Below are 19,590 nucleotides of genomic sequence, written 5' to 3' on the forward strand. Positions count from 1 at the left end.
AGGTCGTGCCGGCGACGACCGATCCGTCGACGAAGGACGTGCCGGTAGCGGTACCGATCGCTGCCCCGTTGCGGGAGATGTTGTAGCGGGTGACGCCGACGTTGTCGGTGCTGGCACTCCAGGCCAAGGAGATCTGGCCGCTACCGGCCACGGCGGAGAGATTTGCGGGAGCGGCAGGGGCCGTCGTGTCAGCCGATACCACTGCTTGGGATTCATTTGAGGGTGGGCTCAAATTCGAAGCGGCGTCTTCTGCCTTCACCTGGTAATAGTAGGTGCCGGCAGCTGGACCCCCGTCCTGGTAGGTCGTGGTTGACCCGTTCACTTGCGCGATTTGGTTGGCGGGCCCGGGAGTAAAGCCCGGCGTGGCCGAGCGGTAGATGTCGTATTTGGCGACGCCGACATCATCCGTCGAGGCGGCCCAACTCAGGGCCGCCTGCCCGACACCGCCGACCGATGACAGGTTCGAGGGTGCGGTGGGAGCAGTCGTGTCCTCGAACGGAGCGGGGAACCGGACCATGGATGCCGCCGAAGGGACACCGTTGTTGTCGACTATGGAGAGCATGTAATAGCCCGGCGGGGCATAGTTGCCATTTGACGGCATCTGAACATTCAGCCCGCCGGACGTTTGAGTAAAGGGCAGTGACAACGCACGGGTGTTTTGATCGAAGGAGTGGGTCACCGAGCCAGTGCGGATAAGGGATACGCTCCGTACGTTCGTGGCGTTGGGGGTCTGAACGAAGGCGCTGGCGTTGTATTGGACGGTGGCTGGAACTGAACTGATCGTGGGTCGGGCACCTTTGAACAGATATGGCGGTGAGTAGATCTGGTAGTTCGTTTCGTCGGGTACGCCGGTGGCACCGCCACTGCCCGAGACGAAGACCCGGCCGTCGGGCAGGAGCAGGGCAGTTGAGTGGTAGAGGCGTGGCGCTGTCAATGCGGCCACGGTGGTCCACGTGCCCGTAGCAGGACTCCAGATTTCGGCTGGCTTGACGGCTTTGCTTGCGTCGGAGCCGGACTTGTCGGTGCCGCCTCCCGTGGCCAGGACGGTGCCGTCGGGCAGCGTCGTGAGGTTGACGAAGCTGCGGGGATACTGCATTGACGCGGTTGGCTGCCACGTCGGGTTGGGCAGGTTCATATCAAGGGTGAATGCAGAGTTGGATGATGCGCCCGAAAAACCACTGTCGGATGCCGATCCGGCCTTCAGGAATTTGCCGGGGGCGTAGTTGGTGATGGACGCGCCATCAATCAAGCGGCTGTCGATGGTGCTCCACTGCTGTGTGGCCACGTTGAGAGCGAGCGTGGACGTCGCCTGCTCAGAGGCACCAGCCTGTAGCACCCGCCCGTCGGGCAGTTGGTACATGAAGGGGTAGTAGGGGATGTTCTTGGTGGCCGTGCTCAGGTCGCTCCAGGTGTTGTGCTGGGTGTCATAGATCTCAGGAATCTGCACGAGGTCTGTGGCGCCGGTGTTCGCCCCGGAGGTCACGAGTACCCGGCCGTCGCCCAGGGTGGTGCCGGTGGGGTACCACCGCGGGTAGTGCATGGGCGCGAGCACCTGCCAGGCCTCGGTGACGGGGCTGAAAGCGTCGACATTGCGTATGCCCAGTCCGCCGCTGGTGGCCGTTCCGCCGACGACCAGAATGCGGCCGTCTGGAAGTACAGCCTGCCCGGCGCAGAACAGGTCAGCGGCAGCGTTGGGCACCTGGATATAGCTGCCCGTGACCGGGTCCAACAGATACTGCTGGCCTCCCTGCGTGAAGTCACCCTGAAAGGTCAGGACCTTCCCGGTATTGGTCAGGACCGCATGGATGGAAACCTCCGGCCACGCCTGGACTGGTCCCCAGGAACCGACCACCGCGGGGTCGTTGACGGAGTTACTCACGGTAACAGTCACAGCAGTGGCAGTCGCCGTGTTGCCGGCAGCGTCCCGGGCAATGGCTGTAAGCGTATGGGTTCCGCCGGCGACGGTAGTAGTGTCCCACTGCACCGAGTACGGCGGCGCTGTGGACTCGGCCGATAAGTTGGCCCCGTCGAGCTTGAACTGGACACCGGCGACTCCCTGATCATCACTGGCGGTCGCAGTCACAGCTATCGTGCCGCTGACAGTTGAACCATTGGCCGGGCTTGCGAGACTGACCGTGGGCGGTATGGTGTCCGCGGCCGGTGTCGTGATGGAGACGGGGGTCGAGTCCGCCGACAGGTTGCCGGCTGCATCGAAAGCCTTCACGGTGTAAACGTAAGTGGTCGAAGCAGTGGCGGTGGTGTCGATGAAGCTCGTCGTAGCGGGCGCGCCGATCTGGCTGCCGGCACGGAATACCCGGTATCCGGTAACGCCAACATTGTCGGTGCTGGCCGTCCAGGACAAATTGACGTTGTTGGCCGAGGTAGCGGTGGCCGTCAAACCGGTCGGCACTGTGGGAGGCGTGGTGTCCGGCGCTCCCGCCGGCAGGATCTCGATCAGCGACAGATTCCACCTGTCGACGGTGGGTGCGGTGTCATTGATCGTCACGGAAGCCGGCGCAGTCGTTGTCCCGGGGGCGGACTGGCGTTGTGTCCAGAATGTGTCGCCACTGCTGGCAAGGAACTCATCGACTTTGGTTTGGCCGCTTCCTACGGTGCGGGTGGTGGCTGTTGACCAGTCGTTGCCGACAGCCCAGACCCATGAACCGGTGCGGGTTGTAGTCATTGTGGCGGTGGGCGCTCCGGTTGCCCCATTGGCCCCCAGGACCGCCCCGTCAGTTGCAGTATCTGCGCCGGTGAAGGTGGCGACCGTTATGGAAGCCTGGTATGACCCTGAGTGCGTCGCTGTCACAGTAGCGTTGGTAAGAATGCCGGCCGCCGCCGCTTGCCAGACTTCGGCCGTGCCGTACTGAACGTTGGTCCTTTGGCGCAGGCGCCATGTGAGCCCGCCACCGGTGACGGAAGAGAATTGCTGGGAACCAGAGGTTGCGGGTCCATCCGTGGTCACGAATGCAACCACTAGTTCCCCACCTTGGCTGGTGGTGAAGGCTGGGGAAACCACGTTCGTAGAGGCCGCCGACTGGTGCGTACTGACCACGGTGTCTGTCGCCAAACCGCCCGCGGCGTTGGCTGGCGGAGACAGCAGAGGCAGGAACCCGAGCGCGACAGCAGTAGCGATAGAGACTAGACGCCCAATGTGCCGCCGCATGGTTTCCTCGAGTTCCCTCGCAGTGAACGTTCGGAACATAGCCCTGACCGTGGCGTGATTGAGATCCGCCGCCGGATTCGTCCGGCCGGAATCACCGGCACAGCGGACCGATCGTATCCGGTCCGGCGCTGAGACATCACGAGTGGTGGCTACCTGTTAATGCTGCTGATGTACCCGTAGGCGCCTCCGGCCGGCCGAAGTCTGGCAGCGCGAGCATAATCGTCAAAAATCACGTCTGAGTGGATGACTTGGGAGTCACCGTGTCCGGAGCAGTGGGCCAGTCGTAGCTCTACGAAGTCGGCAACTAACGAGAGATGCTCCGTGATTGCAGCTGTGATGACCAGGCCGACGATTAGAGGCAGGGGATTACGAAAATGCTTATCCAACGGCCTCATGGGCCCCTTACAGGCTGTGGAGCTAAGGAGATTCGAACTCCTGACCTCTTCTCAGAGGACAGTCTATTTCATTGGTTGCCAAGGGCTTGCACTGTGTTGATAATGCGCTGGATCTAGGCATTTCCATCGTGATTGACTGTCCCTGACATATCAGCGTTTTTCATCATTTCCGTGGGGTAAAAGTGTGGCGGACGCGGACGCAGCTCGCCTGTCGCAGGAGTCTTTCGCAAGGCTTCCAATGGCCTTGCGAAACTTGGCGCACTGCAGGACCGGCGTTTCGGAAGGTCCCGACAACTTGCAGCAAATTGCTGAACTCCACATCCCAGTCAAGCGGTTGAACCCCTCCACGCCCGACTCCCTCAAAATGGCCCCGTGCACAGTCGACAAGGGATGGAATCCAGAGCTGAAGGTGAGGAGGTTTCAATCACTTTCACATCGCATAACCATAGTTAGTCACCCCTGGTCATCGAGAGAGAGCATTTACGATTCCGGACATCGTCAAGTCAGTTGAATCCAAAGCCGAAAAGCTTTTGCTCATCGCTCGCGTCGCTCAGGCGAAGATTCAGCAGATAGGGGCCCCCATCGAGGGCTCCATCCGAGTCGGCAATAGCTGACGTCAGCGCGTCCGAGTTCATGGTCACTATGTACTGGAACCCATGCTCTTCCGCCAGCCGCGCACCGATGTTAAGGCAGCTGGCTATCTGTTCGGAATCCACCGGATCAAAGAGTGCGCTGTCATGAATCAGGAAACCGAGCGAATGTCCTGTCTTGGCTGCCATGCACATGGTGACCATGTCCATGACGAAAGTCTTAACGGAGGAAATTCCTGCACTTCCATCAGCCGCGATCTCGGGGTTGACCAGGAAGTTGCCCTGCTTCGGGGATACGCCAAGATCCAGGCTCGCTCGTTTCGTCCTTCCAGTGCCATGACCGTATATTTCAGCTGCAAGGTCGCCGAATAGGGCACGTGCCTCATCCAGAAGTGTTTCCTGTTCGGCCACTTCAAGGCGCATCCTACGTTTGTTCTCAACAGCTCTGGCGTCACGATCTTCACCTAGGTTCTCAAGCTTTTCGGCCATCTTGAGCCGGTCCTCGATTCCCGCTATCTCAGCTTGCAGATGTGCAAGCGACCCTTGCGCCGCCAGATATGTACCCACAGCCACAGACTCTTGAAGAAGGACCAGCAAAGACGATCGCTCGGTGTCCTGTTCCCTCCGACGTCTCTGCACGGAAAGCAGCGATTCGGACGCTGTGCTGCGCTCATTCTGCAGGAAGAGTTTGCGGTTACGAACAACAGATTCGTGAAAAGCCTGGACATCGTCGAACCTCTTGAGTACGACTTCAGAAAAGGCGATGCCGGCCTCGCTGTATACGGCCTGTGTGGCTCGACTCAGTCGTTCGGTGGCCTCCGGCTGCGTTTCTTCATCAAGAGCACGATCCAAGTCTGTGAGCTTGCGCTGCAGTATCAATTCCTGCTCGTTGAGGTCGCGGATCTCAACGCTGAGGGCATTGGCCCGCGTCTGGTGATCCTGATATCGCTCTTCAACTCGGAAATTGGAAAGTTCCAGTGCAGACTCGTCCCGTTCACGACGCGCAGTGACAAGTCGACCTCTGAGGCCGGCAACGTCGAGTTTGAGGTCTGCAAGCGCTCCGTCCCTGGCGGCCTGATTCAAGGCCTTCTGCTGCTTGTCGAGACGTGCGACTTCGCCTGCCCCAGCGGCGATACTTGCATCAAGACCGAAGAGAAAGGCGTACCGGCAACCGGACTCCCAATCGGACTCGGTGGGATGGACTTTCGTGGGGAGGAAGTCCGTACGCACAAACTGGCCCACGAGCTGACCGACAGTTGGTCTCTCAAGGCCCTCGGGAAGGCGAAAAACATGCAGAGACAGCAAAGCCGACCATTCATTGACGCTCATCGGCTTGTCAGAGGATCGGGACCACCCCTCTACACGCACTTTGGTTGAATCAAATGCTCGTCGTACTGTGACGCGTTCCGGTGATCCATCGCGGCCTTGCATCTCGAAAAGACCAAAGAATTCATGGCCGGTGAGTTCCGGGGCTTTTGCCAGCTTGGTTGGCTTACTACCGCCAAGAAGGTACCGGACAATCAGGGCCATAGCAGTCTTGCCCGTCCCATTGCGCGAGTCCCCAACACCAGCGGCGCGCGTTTTATAGGCTGTCAGCAGATTTAGCCGAGAGCCCTCATGAAAATCAACGGACCGAAAACGGCGGTCGGTCGAACCTAGTCTAATAAGCCGCACGGGTAACCCTCACGAGAAGTCCATCAATGTTGAGCTCGATGGCTCCTATGGAGTAAAGCATTGCAAGGGAGAGGGAGAACCAGTCAAAACTGATCGGCTCCCTGAACCCACGTGCGATACGAATCCGTTTGGTAGCCTCAAAAGTCGAGTTCACGGACCGTGGCTGCCGAAGAGCTTCAAGGGCCTGGCTGCCCACTGTCACCAGAGCGCGCTGTGGACTAATGCCCTTCGTGGGAAGAATCATTTTTGCTCCATGGTCCAATTCTTCGGGGGCAGTTCAAATATGTCGCATTCGTCGAAGAAGAAAGCTGTCACCGCGTATACAGCGTTGGCCAGATCATCGTCCAGTCGGAAGTTCTGCCCACCGAGGCTGATGTACAACCTTTCGACCACTTCGTTTGAGTTCGTTGCGCTTCTACGAACGTCCAAGTAGATTTCCCGAAATCTAACGCCCTGAGCGTCACGCAAAGTTGGATCACTATGCCCTGCGAACCACTCGCGTATAGCTGGCATGTGCACGCGGGCGTTGCTGAACTCCAACTGTACGCGCCTCGAGACTTTATTGAATTCCATTTTCTGCGGCGGCACAGCACCCGCTGGAGCGTCTTCTGTCCCCTGCAGATCAGCCTGCCCAAGCTTGTCCAGCAGTGGCACCAAATCCTGCAACTGAATATTCTGAGCGTGGGGAACTCCCGGAAATATCTTGTCCAGCTCAGGAACCGTCAAGGGCAGCAGCAGTTCATTCCAGAACCTGTCCCGGTCGAACGACGTAGCTCTAATGGCCCGAGTGGAACCATGTTTATGTTCCTGGTTGATGCTGATTACAGCTTGAGTAGCCAACGGACCCATTCCGACGTTCGAGACAAAACGCCAACTGCCAAAGGTTGGCCACATTTCCTTGGCGCGAGTGAAATCGGCCGTTACCTTCACCGCTAAATCTTTTTCGGAAGCGCGGTTGGGCAAGTAGCCGAAACATGCGTAGGCGATATCACCGTCCCCCGTAATGCCGTCGCACCCAAAGTCCCCGAGCTGCCCTTTGGGCACTGGGTTAAGGAAATCGGGTCCATGAATGATGCTAAGAGCCTCTGTCACGTAATTCTCAAAGACCGTTCCTTGCGACTGAGCGAAGCGGTCATCATGGCAGCAGCGATACCAATCCCTCCAGGCAGAAGTAGCCCCTGTCTGCGGCAGCACGCCACCCCCCCTTACTAAGCATGATCGGACAAGCCTATCGGTATCCCGGCACAGAAATCGAAGAGCCGCTGGAGCGGCCACCGGAAGCATCAGGCACATAACAAAAAGCTGGCATGGTCGACGCAAGCGTTCTGCCCACGGGGCAGCGGCGGGGACCAAAGGCGGGTGCGCCTCTGTGATGCATTTCGCTACCGAGCCAACCCGGGAAGGATTGAAGTTCATCAACCAGTCGCTGCAAGAATGTAACTATGACCCCGCGCCTCTTCGACCTCAACTCCACCTGGTTCCTCCCCGCCACCCCGGAGCAAGTGTGGGCGATTATCGCGGACGTCGACATGAGCTGGCCCAACTGGTGGCCGCGCTGCAGCTTCGCCGCACCGCTGGTTCGCACGAAAGCAAAGAGCACCTCCCAAGAGGACGTCCTCAAGGCAACCACTGCCTACCTCAACTTCAAGGCTTCCCTCGGCTACACGCTAACCATCAGCATCAGCCCAACCGAGGTGATCGCCCCGAGGGAAATCGACTTCAACGCCGGCGGCCACCTCGAAGGCTCCGGCCGCGTCATCCTCATGCCGGAAGCACAAGGCGAGGCAACGCGCATGGACATCGAATGGCGGGTCCGTCCCACCCAGCATTGGATGAATCTCCTGACGCCGATCGCTGCCCCGGCCTTCACCGCGGCCCACTCCCTCATGATGCGCCAAGGCGAAAGGGGCCTCATCAAGGCTCTGCCAAGCCAAGCCCCAACTTCCTCAATGTAGACCCGTCTACTTATTAACTAGCCACGGCAAAGCAACAGTTCTACGATGGAAGTGGTCAGCCAAGCTGGGGAGCTGGAGCCCGAGTCTTGAGCGCAGACTTTCAGACAGGGCGAAGGGGGCACCATGGACATCCACTCCACGCTCGCCGCGAGCCTCCAACACCAGAAAGAAGCCTCCCCCGAAGACTGGGAGGCCACGTTCCGCCAGATGGCGCTCTTCGATCTCGCCGCGGACATGGAGCTCGGCTTCTTCCTCTCGTACTATCGCAACTTCGCCATCCGCAACATCGCCGCGACGCTCCACACGAACGCCGAAATCCAGCAGCGGCCTATGAAGCGCTCCTACGACACCGCCATCGTCATCTACGAGCTCATCGCCAACGGTCTGGACAGCCCCCGTGGCAAGGAAATGGTTGCACTGCTAAACCGCGTTCATCGCAACGTCCCCGGCAGCAAAGATGACTTCCTCTACGTCCTCCTCACTCTGCTAGTCGTCCCGATCCGCTGGACCCAGAAGCACTCCTGGCGCCAACCCACAGCAACAGAGCTCGCCGCTGCCTCAAGATTCTTCATGGAACTGGGTGCCCGGATGAACATCACGGCAATGCCCGCCAGCTATGCAGAGGCTGAGGATTTCTTCGACACCTACGAGGCCGCCCATGTCGCACCATCGAACCAGGGTCAGCACCTGATGGACACCACGGTCCAGGTTTTCCAAAGTCGTCTGCCAACTCCGCTGCGCCCCCTGGCGAAACAGCTCATCAGCACCATGCTCGACGACGACCGCCTCACCCAAGCGCTCGGCCTCCCCCGCTCCACCCGGATTGCCCAGAACATCCTCAAGTCAGGGTTGGCCGTCCGCAATGCCATCCACCGCCGTCGGCCGCTGAAGCGGCGGCCGCACTTCACACCAGGCGCCGCGGGCTCAAGCCTCTACCCCCATGGCTACACCCTGGACCAGATCGGCCCGGTCAACGTTCCACCTTTCTCCGCTCGAACCGGCCATGAACTACCGTGACGCCCGGAAAATAGCGCGCAAAGCGGAGCACGGCTTCAAACTGCCCCGCGACGCCACGCTCCCTTTCATCCACGCAAAACTGGAACGTCAACGCGGGCGAACGATCACCGTCGCGGAAGTTCCCGACCTGTCAGGAACGGAGCTGTGCGGGGTCTGGCTGGTCTGCGCGGACCGGGACATCGTTCTCCATGCGCCCGCCAGATCAGGCTGGCACCGGCAGCAGATCATCCTCCACGAATTCAGCCACATGATCCTTGGCCACGACCTCGAGAACGGGGGCAGCACCCAATGGAGCAGTCTCCTACCTGACCTCGACGGTGAACGCGTCCTCCGCACCCTTGCCCGCAGCAGCTACTCTGACAACGCCGAACTCACGGCCGAAACCCTCGCCGACCAACTGGCAACGCGCATCATCAACAGCGACGCGGGCACAATGCCCGAGCCCTTGGCTTTCCGCAAAGTGTTCGGCTGATGGAATTCATCCCCGCAGCCACCCTGTGGGCCCTGACCATCCTCCGGCTTCCCGCCGCTCTCGATCCAAACCGCGGCAGCGTCTTCCGGGCAACCATCCTCGCCGCTGTCGCCTGCACGCTGTACATCCCGGTCTTCTACTACGGCGTGGATCCCGTGCTCGGCGGCCAGAACCGCGTCGGGCTGATCATCCTGTTGTTCCTGCTCCTGGGATTTTGGCAGTTCCGCACGGCGATCTTGCTGGCCGCCGTCGCGGACATTGAAGTGCGACGCCGGAACCTCACCTTTGGCCGATGGGCTGCGGGATGTGCCTGCGCCACGGTGACGGCAGGATTCCTGACCAGCCGGGTCGAGGTCGCCGATCCCAACCTTCCCCTGACATATGGTGATCAACCCGGAATGGCCGTATTCCTCTGGAGCGGGTCGGCGTTCATCATGTGGATCTGCCTCGATATCGCACGTGTTTGCCACAGCAATGTTCCCCGCATGCAGACGCCGGCCTTTCGCTCAGCGTTCATCCTCATCGCCCTCGGCTGCATCCTCTTCGCCCTGGTGCTGCTCAACCGACTCCTCTATGGGGCCGTGATCAAAGCCGACGGGCCGGCCAGCGCGGTTGCCGCGGCCCTCAACATCCTCTACTGGGCAGGCGAAACGGTCGCTGTCCTCCTCGTCAGCTTGGGACTGCTCCTTCCCCGCCTAACAGGACATCTCCAACGTGCCGCGTTCGGAATCCGTGCACGGCTATTACTGCTGGAAATCGGGCCCATCTGGAACCGCGTAGCCTCCAGCCAGCACCACCTGATCCTCCGGAACCGACGCACCAGCAGTCTCACATTCTTCAGCCGGCACGCCGCAACACAGCTTCACCGACGGCTCGTTGAAATACGCGACTGCGAAATGGCCAGCCCCGAAGCCGCCGGGCACCTCGACGCTCACGAACGTTCCGTCGTCGAACGCGCCGAGCTGGCCTTGGAAACGCGATCCGGCGGCCAGCGAACACGGTAACTTCCGCGCAGACCAAAGGAACTCCCAGTCGTCATGCCGCGACGCCACGTCCCATCCATGAATGACCAGAAGCATCTTCACTGTTTGTCATTCTGATTCCCCATCATCACTGGGCGGGTCCTCCGCGCAACCAGGGCGCGATGCGCCGATCGCAATCTGAAATTTCGTTCGGCGCTCCTCCGTCGCTTATTTCCTCGCGAAATTCCGGACCGCTCCCGGTTCCCCAAGTTGCTCTCCGGCCCCTCATACCCAGCGGTGACTCCGCTATCAGAACGACGCCGAAAGCTGACAGACACGCCCGGTGCCGGCCAGTCGCTGAAGGAGAAGGAACATGGAACCGCTCACCATCAAAACCCCCGCCGACGTCCTCAGTTTCATCGGCCACACCCTGGGATTCTGGCCGCGCGAAAGCCTGGTCTGCATTACCCTCGCCGACAACCACGTCGGCGCAACCCTGCGCGTGGACCTGCCCAGGCACGGAACAGAACGCAGCTACGCACAAACTGTCGCCGGATACCTGGCCCACGACACCAACGCCGCCAGCGTGCTGTTCGCCGTTTACACCACCGAGCCTCATGACGCCGACCACGCAAAGCCCCACGCTGCGACCATCGCCGCATTGACTGGTGCCCTCGCCGAACGTGGGTTGATCATCCGTGACGGTCTGCTCGTCGGCGACGACACCGTGTCTGAGTACGACGGCGATCCTAAAGATCGCGTGTCGCTTCCGTTGAGTGCCACGCAGTCCAGCACGATCAACGCCGAGTTCGTGTACCGCGGCAGCACCATCGACCCCAGCAACCGCATAACCTTGCCGACCTCCACCAAGGACACCCAGAGCATGAAGGCCGTGGAGACTCAGGTACAGGAACTTCAGTGCCTGGACCTCCGAGATGCCCTCCAGCAATCCAGGACACTGTGGAATGGCATGCTGACAGCGAATGCATACCCAAGCGATGACCAGACGATCAGCCTCATCGCCGGCCTCCAGGTGCCCGCGATCCGCGACCAACTCATGGCCGACATCCCGGGGGTCGATGAGCCCATGGAACGCATCCTCCTCGCCCAAACACACGGCACACCGCAATGGTCCCGCGTCGAATGGGCACAACAGCTGCTGGTGCATGCCTACACGCACAGCGGCACCAAACACTCGGCCCCCATCCTCACAGCCATCGCCTTCATCAACTGGTGGGAAGGCAAAGGGAGTAAGGCCCACCAGTACCTGGAACTCGCCCTCGACGCCGACCCCGGCTTCCGCCTGGCCAAACTCAGCGAAATGATGATCGGCTCCGGCATGGTCGCTGGCTGGAACATGGACAAGGGAACGGCATACCGAGGCCATGGGCTGGGAGCCTCTTGAACTCAGCCTGTCCATTGCGAAAGGTGTCGGGGCCAGACCGTGCTCCGTCTAGGACGCTTTCCGCGGGAGCCAACCCATTGTCGGATCAGCGAGCCCTCCGGACCGAGCAGACCGATGTTGTAGTCCCCGGCCAGAACAGACTGGTCGTTCTCTTCTGTGGCAATCATCTCTAGTCGCCCTGTTGGCTAGTGCCATATTTCCTGTTTGGATGGCAACTCAACAGGAATACACAGCACGGATTGAGTTGCCAAAAACTCGTGTGTGCGGCGCAGCCGGAAAAGATTACCGCTCTGGCAGTGCCTAAAATTGCTGGCAAGAACTTCTGCTAGTGCCGCGGAGCACGCAACTTGCTGGCGCTATCTAGCCTGTACTATTGGAGTTGTTCGAGGGGGTGAACAACTTCAATGGCGTATCCAGCAGACCTTGCTGCGTTCCTTTCAGGTGCATCAACTGCACAACTCCGGCTTTGGCGTGAACGCGGCATTCTTATTCCAGAGGTAAATAGCGGCAACCCGCCCATCTATTCATGGAGGGACCTCGTAGCGCTCCGGACCATTGCCTACCTCCGGTCCAGAACCTCAATGCAACAGATCGGCAAGGCCTTCGAAAGCCTGCGGAACCTTGATTTCACGGGTCATCCCTCCGAGTACAAATTCGGCCTGCATGGCCGTGGCATCGTGTTCCAAACCCCTGAAGGGGACACGATTGACCTGTCACGGACTCCTGGGCAACTGATGCTGTTTTCCCTGACGGAGATTTTCGAACCCTATACAAACATGCAGAACCGATCCGTCGTCGACTTCCGACGGCCGCGGCCCCATATCGAGATTGACCGGGAGCGCCTTGGCGGCTGGCCGACGATTGAGGATACGAGGATCGGCTACGACATCATATGCAACCTTGTGGACGGCGTAACGATTCGCGTTGAAGACGTGGAGTACTACTATCCGACGGTGAGCGCCGAGGCTGCCAAAGATGCAGTGGAACTCGATCGGATGATCAGGAGCGTGGCTTGAAGTTCTTCCTGGACGAGAACATCTCCCCCCGCACGGTCGATACCTTGTCACACGTCTACAAGGACCATGAGTTCCTGTCCACCACCGATCTCGGAATCCGCGGTGCACCCGACGAAAAGCTTTTCCCCGAAATCGCCGAGCAGGGCTTTCACGGGATAATCACGCAGGATAAGAACCAGCTCGCGCGGTCCGGTGAACTCCGCGCACTCTACGACAATGGCATCCACTGGATGGGTTACAAGACCGTCCACGGGATTGGCGGCCTTCCCTGGATTGCCATGTTGACGGGCACCCTGATGTCAGGCCTCGTACTTGCCCTGCAGAATTGGGGCGACGAGCCCCGATGCTTTAAGTTCCATCATGCGGGCAGGCAGGCTCAGCAGCACTTTACGGCTTTCGAAATAGATACTCAGATCTGGAAGCCGAAGCCTATCCGGCTTCACTGAAGCCCCCTTCGGCCCGCAGCCGAAAACGGCACCGAGGCTAAGAGCACGCCACAACACACCTGACGATCGAACGCGCACCTTCCCGAGGTCCGCCCACGGCTTCACACCTCTGGCATCCAAGGTCGTTGCCGTGAGCACGGACTCACGGCCGGTCATGTCGTCGCTTGAATTCATGCTGATGAATGATCGTGAGCGAGAAGATTTGCCAGGAGTGTCACGAGCCCTTTAGGCCGACGCGAACGTCGCAGCGGTTCTGCTCAACTCGCTGCGCCAACAGAAACAGGGATCGTCGACGGCGGCACCGGACTCCGGGAGCGAGTCCGATGCCCTCCGCGGTTGTCCAGTACAGGGCGGTCGAAATTACGGCTCACCGGCGAACCCGGGAAGCCCGACTCGCTGCAGCCCTCGCGAGTTGCAGGCAATCCGAAGAAACCCTTCGCACCCAGCTCCGTTCCCAGTCTGCTGACCTCGACCACCAAGAAGCCGAGAACACCGAGCAACGCACCGCCATCGAAGGCCTCCGTGCCGAAGTCATCCGTTTCCAGACCGTCCAAAGAACCGACGCCCAAGACCTAATTCACCTCGCCGGCAGGCTCCTGGCCCTCTCCCACGCCAGCGGCGTCGGACTCGACAACGCCACGAAGGATCTCTTCCGCCGTCGCGGTTGGACCGCTTCCGCCCGCAAGACAGAGGTCAAGCAGCAATGACCATGTCCATCGCGCGGCTCTCCGCCCAGTCCGGTCTGAAGTACCTGTTCAAGACCACCATGATGGACGACCTGATTGTCGCCCCCGCGGACGCCACCACGTACTACATGAAGGCCGGTACTCCGCAGGGCCGCTGGCTCGGCTCCGGCCTGCCGGGCATCAGCCGCGCCGAAGGAGACAAAGTCACCGAATCAGAGGCCACAGCCATCTTCGATCACGCCAACCATCCGGACACGGGCGCTCCCTTGGGCCGTCCGCACGGCCAACCTACACTCGTCCAAAACAGCAACGGACAAGCAACCACCCGGCACGCCGTCGTCGGCTTCGATCTGACCTTCAGCGTTCCCAAGTCCGTGTCCGTCCTCTGGGCCCTGAGCCCCCGGAGCCTCCAAGACCAGATTCTCCAGACCCACCACGAGGCTGTGAACGCCACCCTGCAATGGCTCGAGGAGTCGGTCATCCATACCCGGGCCGGACGCAACGGCGTCGCCCACATCGGCACGCACGGCGCCATCGCTGCAGCCTTCGACCATTGGGAATCGCGCGCCGGGGATCCGCAGCTCCACACGCACATGGTCATCGCCAACCGCGTCCAACGCATCACCGACGGCGCCTGGGTCACCCTGGATTCGCGCACGCTCTACAAGGCCGCGGTAGCCGCCAGCGAACGTTACAACGGTTTCCTCTTCGACGCCCTTCACCGCAACCTCGGCACAGACACGGACATCCGCGAACCGGCGGCAAACACCCACAACCCCAGCCAACAACTCACCGGAGTCGGTGATGCCCTGATCCGCGAATTCTCCAACCGCTCCCGCCTCATCGATCTCGAAACCGACCGACTCGTCGCCAAATGGACCACAGACCACGGCACGCCTCCAACAGCAACCACCACCCTCAAGCTCCGCCAACAGGCAACCCTCTCCACGCGCACCCCCAAACCGGACACGGTCGCCCCGCTCCACGAACTCTCCACCCAGTGGAGAACCCGCGCGGCGGCCAAGGGCTTCGAGCCCGGCATTGTCCTCGCCAACACCATCCGACGCTCTCACGCCGCCCCGTTCCGAACTGGAGACTTCACCACCAGATGGATCGACGCCGTCGGCTCGCATACCCGCGAGCGCGTCGCCGCCAAGCGCGCCACCTGGAACCGGTGGAACCTCCTCGCCGAAGCCGAACGCGTCTGCGCCGATATCCGCTGCCACACCTCGCAGGACCGGACGGCCATGATCGACGCTGTGGCCACGGCCGCCGAGAGCCAATCCGTCCCCCTCAACGACTACCGTTATGCCGTCCCAGCCGGCGCGCGGCCAGACCTCACGTTTGCGGGCCGCAACGTCTTCGACTTCCACGGTGCCCGCCTCTACACGGACGCAGGGACTCTCGCCAATGAGGACCTCGTCATGCAAGCAAGGAACGACGACGGCGGCCCGGCCGTGAGCGCAGCCGTTGCCATGGAACCACTCGCCACTTATAAGCATCGTGGTCGCCTCGAGCTGCACGGCGACCAGCGCGCCGCGGCAGCTGAGGTCCTGCTCAGCGGCAACCGGCTCGACGCCGTCGTCGGTCCTGCGGGAACGGGCAAGACGACCACCCTCGGCGCGGTCAAGGCAGCCTGGGAAGCCGAGTTCGGAGCCGGCACCGTGGTCGGTCTGGCGCCGGCGGCGGCGAGCGCCGAGGTCTTGGGGCGGGAGCTCGCGATGGCCACCGAGAATGTCGCCAAGTGGTTGTACGAGTCCGTCGGTCAGGGCGCCGGCAACCGGGCCGCGCGGTTCTTCGACGTTGAGCAACGACTGCACCATCACGCTGCTGAGCGAAGCACTCACTCCTTGCGCCTCGCACAGGAAGCCACCCGTCTGGCAGCCGAGCAGGAACGGTGGCGATTCCATGCGAACCAGTTGGTGGTCGTCGACGAAGCCTCCATGGTCTCCACACTTCAGTTGTCAGCTCTCGTGCAGCAGGCCAGGGATGTCGGCGCCAAAGTCCTACTAGTGGGCGACCCAGCACAGCTGGATGCCATTGACGCCGGCGGCATCCTCGGCTGGCTGGATCGGCAGGGCAAGACCGTGCGGTTAACCACCATCTGGCGTTTCGAACAGGCCTGGGAACAGGAGACATCCCTGAAGCTCCGGACAGGCGACGTGGGAGCCATCGCCGAGTATGAAGGGCACCAACGGATCGACCACGGCACCTACCTGGACATGGTGGACCATGCCTATTCGAAGTGGCAGGCCGACGTCAACGCTGGCAGGTCGTCCATCCTCATCGCAGCCGACAACGAAACCGTCAGAATGCTCAACGAGCGTGCACAGGCCGACCGTGCAATCCAAGGCGCCGTGGATGCGGAACACACCGTGCCGCTCAGCGGCGGTCTGCGGGCCGGGACCGGAGACACTGTCATTGCCCGCCGCAACGACCGCCACATCACGGACAGCAGCGGCGACTTCATCCGCAACGGGACAATGCTCGACGTCCTCCGTACCGGCGGACGCGACGGGTCACTCACCGCTGTCCGCCGGGATTCGGGCGCGACAGTCACACTGCACCGCGACTATGTTGAGGCGTCAGTCGAACTCGGCTACGCGACGACGGCGCACCGTTCCCAAGGCATCACCGTGGACACCGGGCACACCGTGGTGACGCGGGGACGGCTCACTCGCGAACTGTTATACGTGAGCCTGACCAGGGGACGCGCGGAAAACCGTGCCTACGTCAGCGAAAACGATCCTTTGGACGACGAACCCCTGGATCCAGCGCTTCAACCCTCCTGGCGCCAAATACTCGGCGAGGTCCTCGCCGCAGAAGGTGCCGAGCGCACTGCCCACGAAGTACGTGACAAAGAGCAGTCCAAAGCCGACAGCTTGCAACAACTCTCCGCGGAGTACGACTACCTCGCACAAATCGCAGCTTCCGACGACTTGGCACAGTTCCTCAATGCTCATGCGTCAGGAATGACCTCCGAACTCCAGCAGTCACCCGCATGGGGTGCGGCCGTCGCAACCTGGCGCCGCTCAGTTGCAGTCAGCCGCCCGAGTACTCAACGGACCGTACTCGGCGCCCTGGAAACAAGCGCCGGCGCACGAGACTTGGCGGCCGTCGTCCATTCACGCCTCCGGCAGTTCATGTCCGGTATGCCGGCCGGTGGAATAGACGCCTTAGCGGAGCCAATCCATACTGCTCGACCCGACCTAACGGACATGGTCAACCAGGTACGGACACGAATGCAGCTCAGGATGGAGCAGGTCACCCGAACTGCGATCATGCAGGAAGCTGGATGGAAGAGGAACCTCGTCGAAGCTTTGGGTCCCGACGTCCTGCCGGAGAACGTCACGGACGTCATCCGCCAGGTCGCCGTCTACAGGGACAGCTGGGGCATCGACGATTCGTCCCTTCCCATGGGGCCCGTACCAGCTTCCCATGAATGGGAAAAGCAGGTGCAGCAGGCAAATATCGAGCACCTCATTAATCGGGCGGCTCTCTCGTCGGCGGCCCGGTTGCCGGCACCGACCTGGAGCGCCGACACGGACGTCTCGGAAGACCGCCTTATCAATGTGGGCTGGCAACTCTAGACTGGGCGGGAAGGCAGGCTATGAATGCGAACCCAGTCCTGAAACCGAAGGTTGCGACACCTGCGCTGATCCTGAGCGGCGTGGCCATCCTCATCTGTGCCGCTTTTCTTGTTGGCACTCTGGCCGCCAACGGGCAGTCCTCGTTGTTCCTGATCCTGGCGGCTGTGGCCTTCATCCTTCTTGCTGCCATGGCCGGCGTGACCTGGTTTGCCCGAGCCCGCCGGCTCCGGGCCTGGACAGCGGCTGCACATGAAAGATGGAATCACTTCGACGACGTGAAGCGAACCCACGGGACCACGACGGAAGTCACTGTTCAAAGCGTCGATGCCCTCGAGCCCACAGGCTCGTGGATAACGATCAGATGGGACCGCTTCGACCACGTCCAGCGCGCCTGGATCGAAGCCCTGCGTGATCCTATCTGGCCTGGTTCCGTGCTTCTGATTTCGCCGGACCCTGCCCAGATCACCCCGGGTGCGCCATGGCCGGCGATCTACTACATCAGCGATACCAGATTCCTTGCTTGGGCACCGTTGGCGGCCCGCAGTGCATCGTCGCAAAGAGAGTCACTGGCGCCAAAGTCATAAGGTCACTGTTGCCCCACTCACCATTGATCTGGTGGTGCTTCCCGTTTCGATTGGACGATGACGGGCATTGCCATCGGGTCCTGACCGGAAATGTCCCGGCTCCCCCATTCAACGCAAGGGCAAGTACGCGCGTGATCGATGAACGCTGCACGGCATGGGGATGCGCCCGGGCTCCTGCCACTCGGCGGCAGGCGCCCGGCGACATCGTTAGTAACGACACCGTGGCCCCGAACGGTGACTTCACAGCGATTTGTCAGGGAATTACCGTGGCAATCCCGCACTATTGTGGAACAGTTCTAGGACTTGGCGGCTTTCACATCATTCCCGTGGTTCCGGTCGGGGCTACGGGGGCGCGGGTTTCCGCTGGCGGAACATACGGGGCCTGCCGCGGTGGCCGGCTGCCGATTCCCACATGGGCGGTCATAGAGAAAGCCGGAAAAGATGAACCGGAAAATCACACCAGCACCTGCCCGGACGCCCACGGTACGGGCACCGTGGCTGATCATTGCGGCCGCCCTCGCCCTGGCAACGGCGGGCTGCCAGTCCCCGCCTCCCGGGCCCGCCCCCTCCACCGGGACGGGATCTGCAACGGCCTCCCCGAGCGCAGCCTCCCCCGAACCGGGCCCTTCTTCGGGATCCCAGTCGCCGGCCGCCCGACCCGCCTCCGGGGCGCCGGGGCACGTGTTCGTGATCAATCTCGAGAACAAGGGCTACGACAAAGTCTGGGGTGCCGGTTCGACGGCCACGTACTTATCCAAAACCCTGCGCGGCAAGGGTGTTCTGCTCACCCAGTACTACGGGATTGCCCACAACTCGAACCCCAACTATCTGGCCCAGATTTCCGGGCAGGCATCGAACGAAATGACCCGGAACGACTGCCCGACCTATGCCCCGTTCCAGCAGACCGGGACCGCATCACCGGGCCAGTTGCAGGGGACCGGCTGTGTGTATCCGACCTCTGTACCCACCGTCGCCGGCCAGCTCACCGCCGCCGGGAAGACCTGGAAGGGCTATATGGAGGACATGCGGACCCCGTGCGAGCACTCCCAGCTCGGTGCCAAGGACGACCATCAGGGCGCTCGTGTGGGCGATCAGTATGCGACCCGCCATAACCCGTTCGTGTACTTCGAGGCGATCACTTCGTCCCCGGAGTGCCAGAGCAATGTTGTCCCCTTCAGCAGTCTCGCGGATGACCTGAAGTCTGTCGGCACGACGCCCAACCTGTCCTACATCAGCCCCAATTTGTGCAACGACGGCCACGACAGCCCGTGTGTGGACGGCAGCCCGGGCGGGCTGACAAGCGCCGATGCCTGGCTCAGCCAGCAGGTCCCCGCCATCCTGGACTCCCCCGCCTACAAACAGGACGGCATGCTCATCATCACCTTCGATGAATCCGAGGGCAACACCACCGGACCCGCCGGGCTCGTGCCAGGCGGCACAGCCGGCGGAAGAATCGGCGCCCTCGTACTCTCCCCCTTCGCCAAGGGCGGAACCACCTCCAACACCCCCTACAACCATTACAGCCTGCTCGCCAGCATCGAGGACAACTTCTCTCTTCCCCGCCTCGGCTACGCCGGGGCCCCCGGACTGAAACCCTTCGGTACAGACGTCCTCAACAACACACCCTGACCC

At 61.4% G+C, this 19,590-nt stretch carries 15 protein-coding genes and 1 pseudogene; 12 read left to right on the forward strand and 4 right to left on the reverse strand.

Going from position 1 to position 19,590, the window contains the following annotated elements:
- From C9424_RS00005 to C9424_RS00020, 4 genes are all read right to left on the reverse strand, one after another.
- On the reverse strand, positions 1-2,683 hold a 2,683-nt coding region (locus C9424_RS00005; protein WP_116764948.1), incomplete at its 3' end, for a galactose oxidase-like domain-containing protein.
- 1,381 nt (positions 2,684-4,064) lie between these two features.
- Positions 4,065-5,681 (reverse strand): ABC-three component system protein, encoded by a 1,617-nt coding sequence (locus tag C9424_RS00010; RefSeq protein ID WP_116764949.1) that lies wholly within the window; start codon positions 5,679-5,681, stop codon positions 4,065-4,067.
- A 130-nt stretch (positions 5,682-5,811) separates the two neighbouring features.
- A complete protein-coding gene (locus C9424_RS22170; RefSeq protein ID WP_116764950.1) occupies positions 5,812-6,069 on the reverse strand; it encodes an ABC-three component system middle component 6 in 258 nt (85 codons plus the stop codon).
- Positions 6,066-7,019 carry an ABC-three component system protein gene (locus C9424_RS00020; protein WP_133247454.1) on the reverse strand — a complete coding sequence of 318 codons (954 nt, stop codon included), beginning with the start codon at positions 7,017-7,019 and terminating at the stop codon, positions 6,066-6,068. Before C9424_RS00020 ends, C9424_RS22170 begins: the two co-directional genes overlap by 4 nt.
- A 248-nt stretch (positions 7,020-7,267) precedes the next feature.
- Between C9424_RS00020 and C9424_RS00025 the strand changes: the two genes are divergently transcribed.
- The 12 genes and pseudogenes from C9424_RS00025 to C9424_RS00075 all read left to right on the forward strand — a co-directional run bounded on the left by C9424_RS00025 (position 7,268) and on the right by C9424_RS00075 (position 19,587).
- Entirely contained in the window at positions 7,268-7,780 is a 513-nt protein-coding gene (locus C9424_RS00025; RefSeq protein WP_116764952.1) for an SRPBCC family protein, read from the forward strand.
- A gap of 123 nt (positions 7,781-7,903) precedes the next feature.
- On the forward strand, positions 7,904-8,797 hold the full coding sequence (locus tag C9424_RS00030) for an oxygenase MpaB family protein (RefSeq protein WP_116764953.1): 894 nt from the start codon (positions 7,904-7,906) through the stop codon (positions 8,795-8,797).
- Entirely contained in the window at positions 8,784-9,269 is a 486-nt protein-coding gene (locus tag C9424_RS00035; RefSeq protein WP_116764954.1) for a hypothetical protein, read from the forward strand. The genes C9424_RS00030 and C9424_RS00035 overlap by 14 nt, the downstream gene beginning before the upstream one ends.
- The gene (locus C9424_RS00040; RefSeq protein WP_116764955.1) at positions 9,269-10,273 is read left to right on the forward strand and encodes a hypothetical protein; all 1,005 of its coding nucleotides are present in this window, start codon (positions 9,269-9,271) and stop codon (positions 10,271-10,273) included. Before C9424_RS00035 ends, C9424_RS00040 begins: the two co-directional genes overlap by 1 nt.
- Before the next feature lie 331 nt (positions 10,274-10,604).
- Positions 10,605-11,636 carry a DUF4192 domain-containing protein gene (locus tag C9424_RS00045; RefSeq protein ID WP_116764956.1) on the forward strand — a complete coding sequence of 344 codons (1,032 nt, stop codon included), beginning with the start codon at positions 10,605-10,607 and terminating at the stop codon, positions 11,634-11,636.
- A gap of 404 nt (positions 11,637-12,040) precedes the next feature.
- Positions 12,041-12,199: pseudogene (locus tag C9424_RS22175) on the forward strand (MerR family transcriptional regulator); the annotation flags it as partial.
- A gap of 18 nt (positions 12,200-12,217) precedes the next feature.
- Entirely contained in the window at positions 12,218-12,652 is a 435-nt protein-coding gene (locus tag C9424_RS00050; RefSeq protein ID WP_237563217.1) for a DUF433 domain-containing protein, read from the forward strand.
- A complete protein-coding gene (locus tag C9424_RS00055) occupies positions 12,649-13,098 on the forward strand; it encodes a DUF5615 family PIN-like protein (protein ID WP_116764958.1) in 450 nt (149 codons plus the stop codon). Before C9424_RS00050 ends, C9424_RS00055 begins: the two co-directional genes overlap by 4 nt.
- A 323-nt stretch (positions 13,099-13,421) precedes the next feature.
- Positions 13,422-13,805, forward strand: a complete 384-nt coding sequence (locus C9424_RS00060) for a hypothetical protein (RefSeq protein WP_116764959.1) — start codon at positions 13,422-13,424, stop codon at positions 13,803-13,805.
- Entirely contained in the window at positions 13,802-17,374 is a 3,573-nt protein-coding gene (mobF, locus tag C9424_RS00065; RefSeq protein WP_116764960.1) for a MobF family relaxase, read from the forward strand. Before C9424_RS00060 ends, mobF begins: the two co-directional genes overlap by 4 nt.
- A gap of 20 nt (positions 17,375-17,394) precedes the next feature.
- Positions 17,395-17,958: a hypothetical protein gene (locus tag C9424_RS00070; protein ID WP_116764961.1), complete on the forward strand. Its 564-nt coding sequence runs from the start codon at positions 17,395-17,397 to the stop codon at positions 17,956-17,958.
- 687 nt (positions 17,959-18,645) lie between these two features.
- Positions 18,646-19,587, forward strand: coding sequence for an alkaline phosphatase family protein (locus tag C9424_RS00075; protein ID WP_237563218.1), 942 nt, complete (start codon positions 18,646-18,648; stop codon positions 19,585-19,587).
- Positions 19,588-19,590 lie beyond the last annotated feature (3 nt).

This window comes from Arthrobacter sp. H-02-3 (assembly GCF_003097355.1).
Taxonomy (GTDB): domain Bacteria; phylum Actinomycetota; class Actinomycetes; order Actinomycetales; family Micrococcaceae; genus Arthrobacter; species Arthrobacter humicola.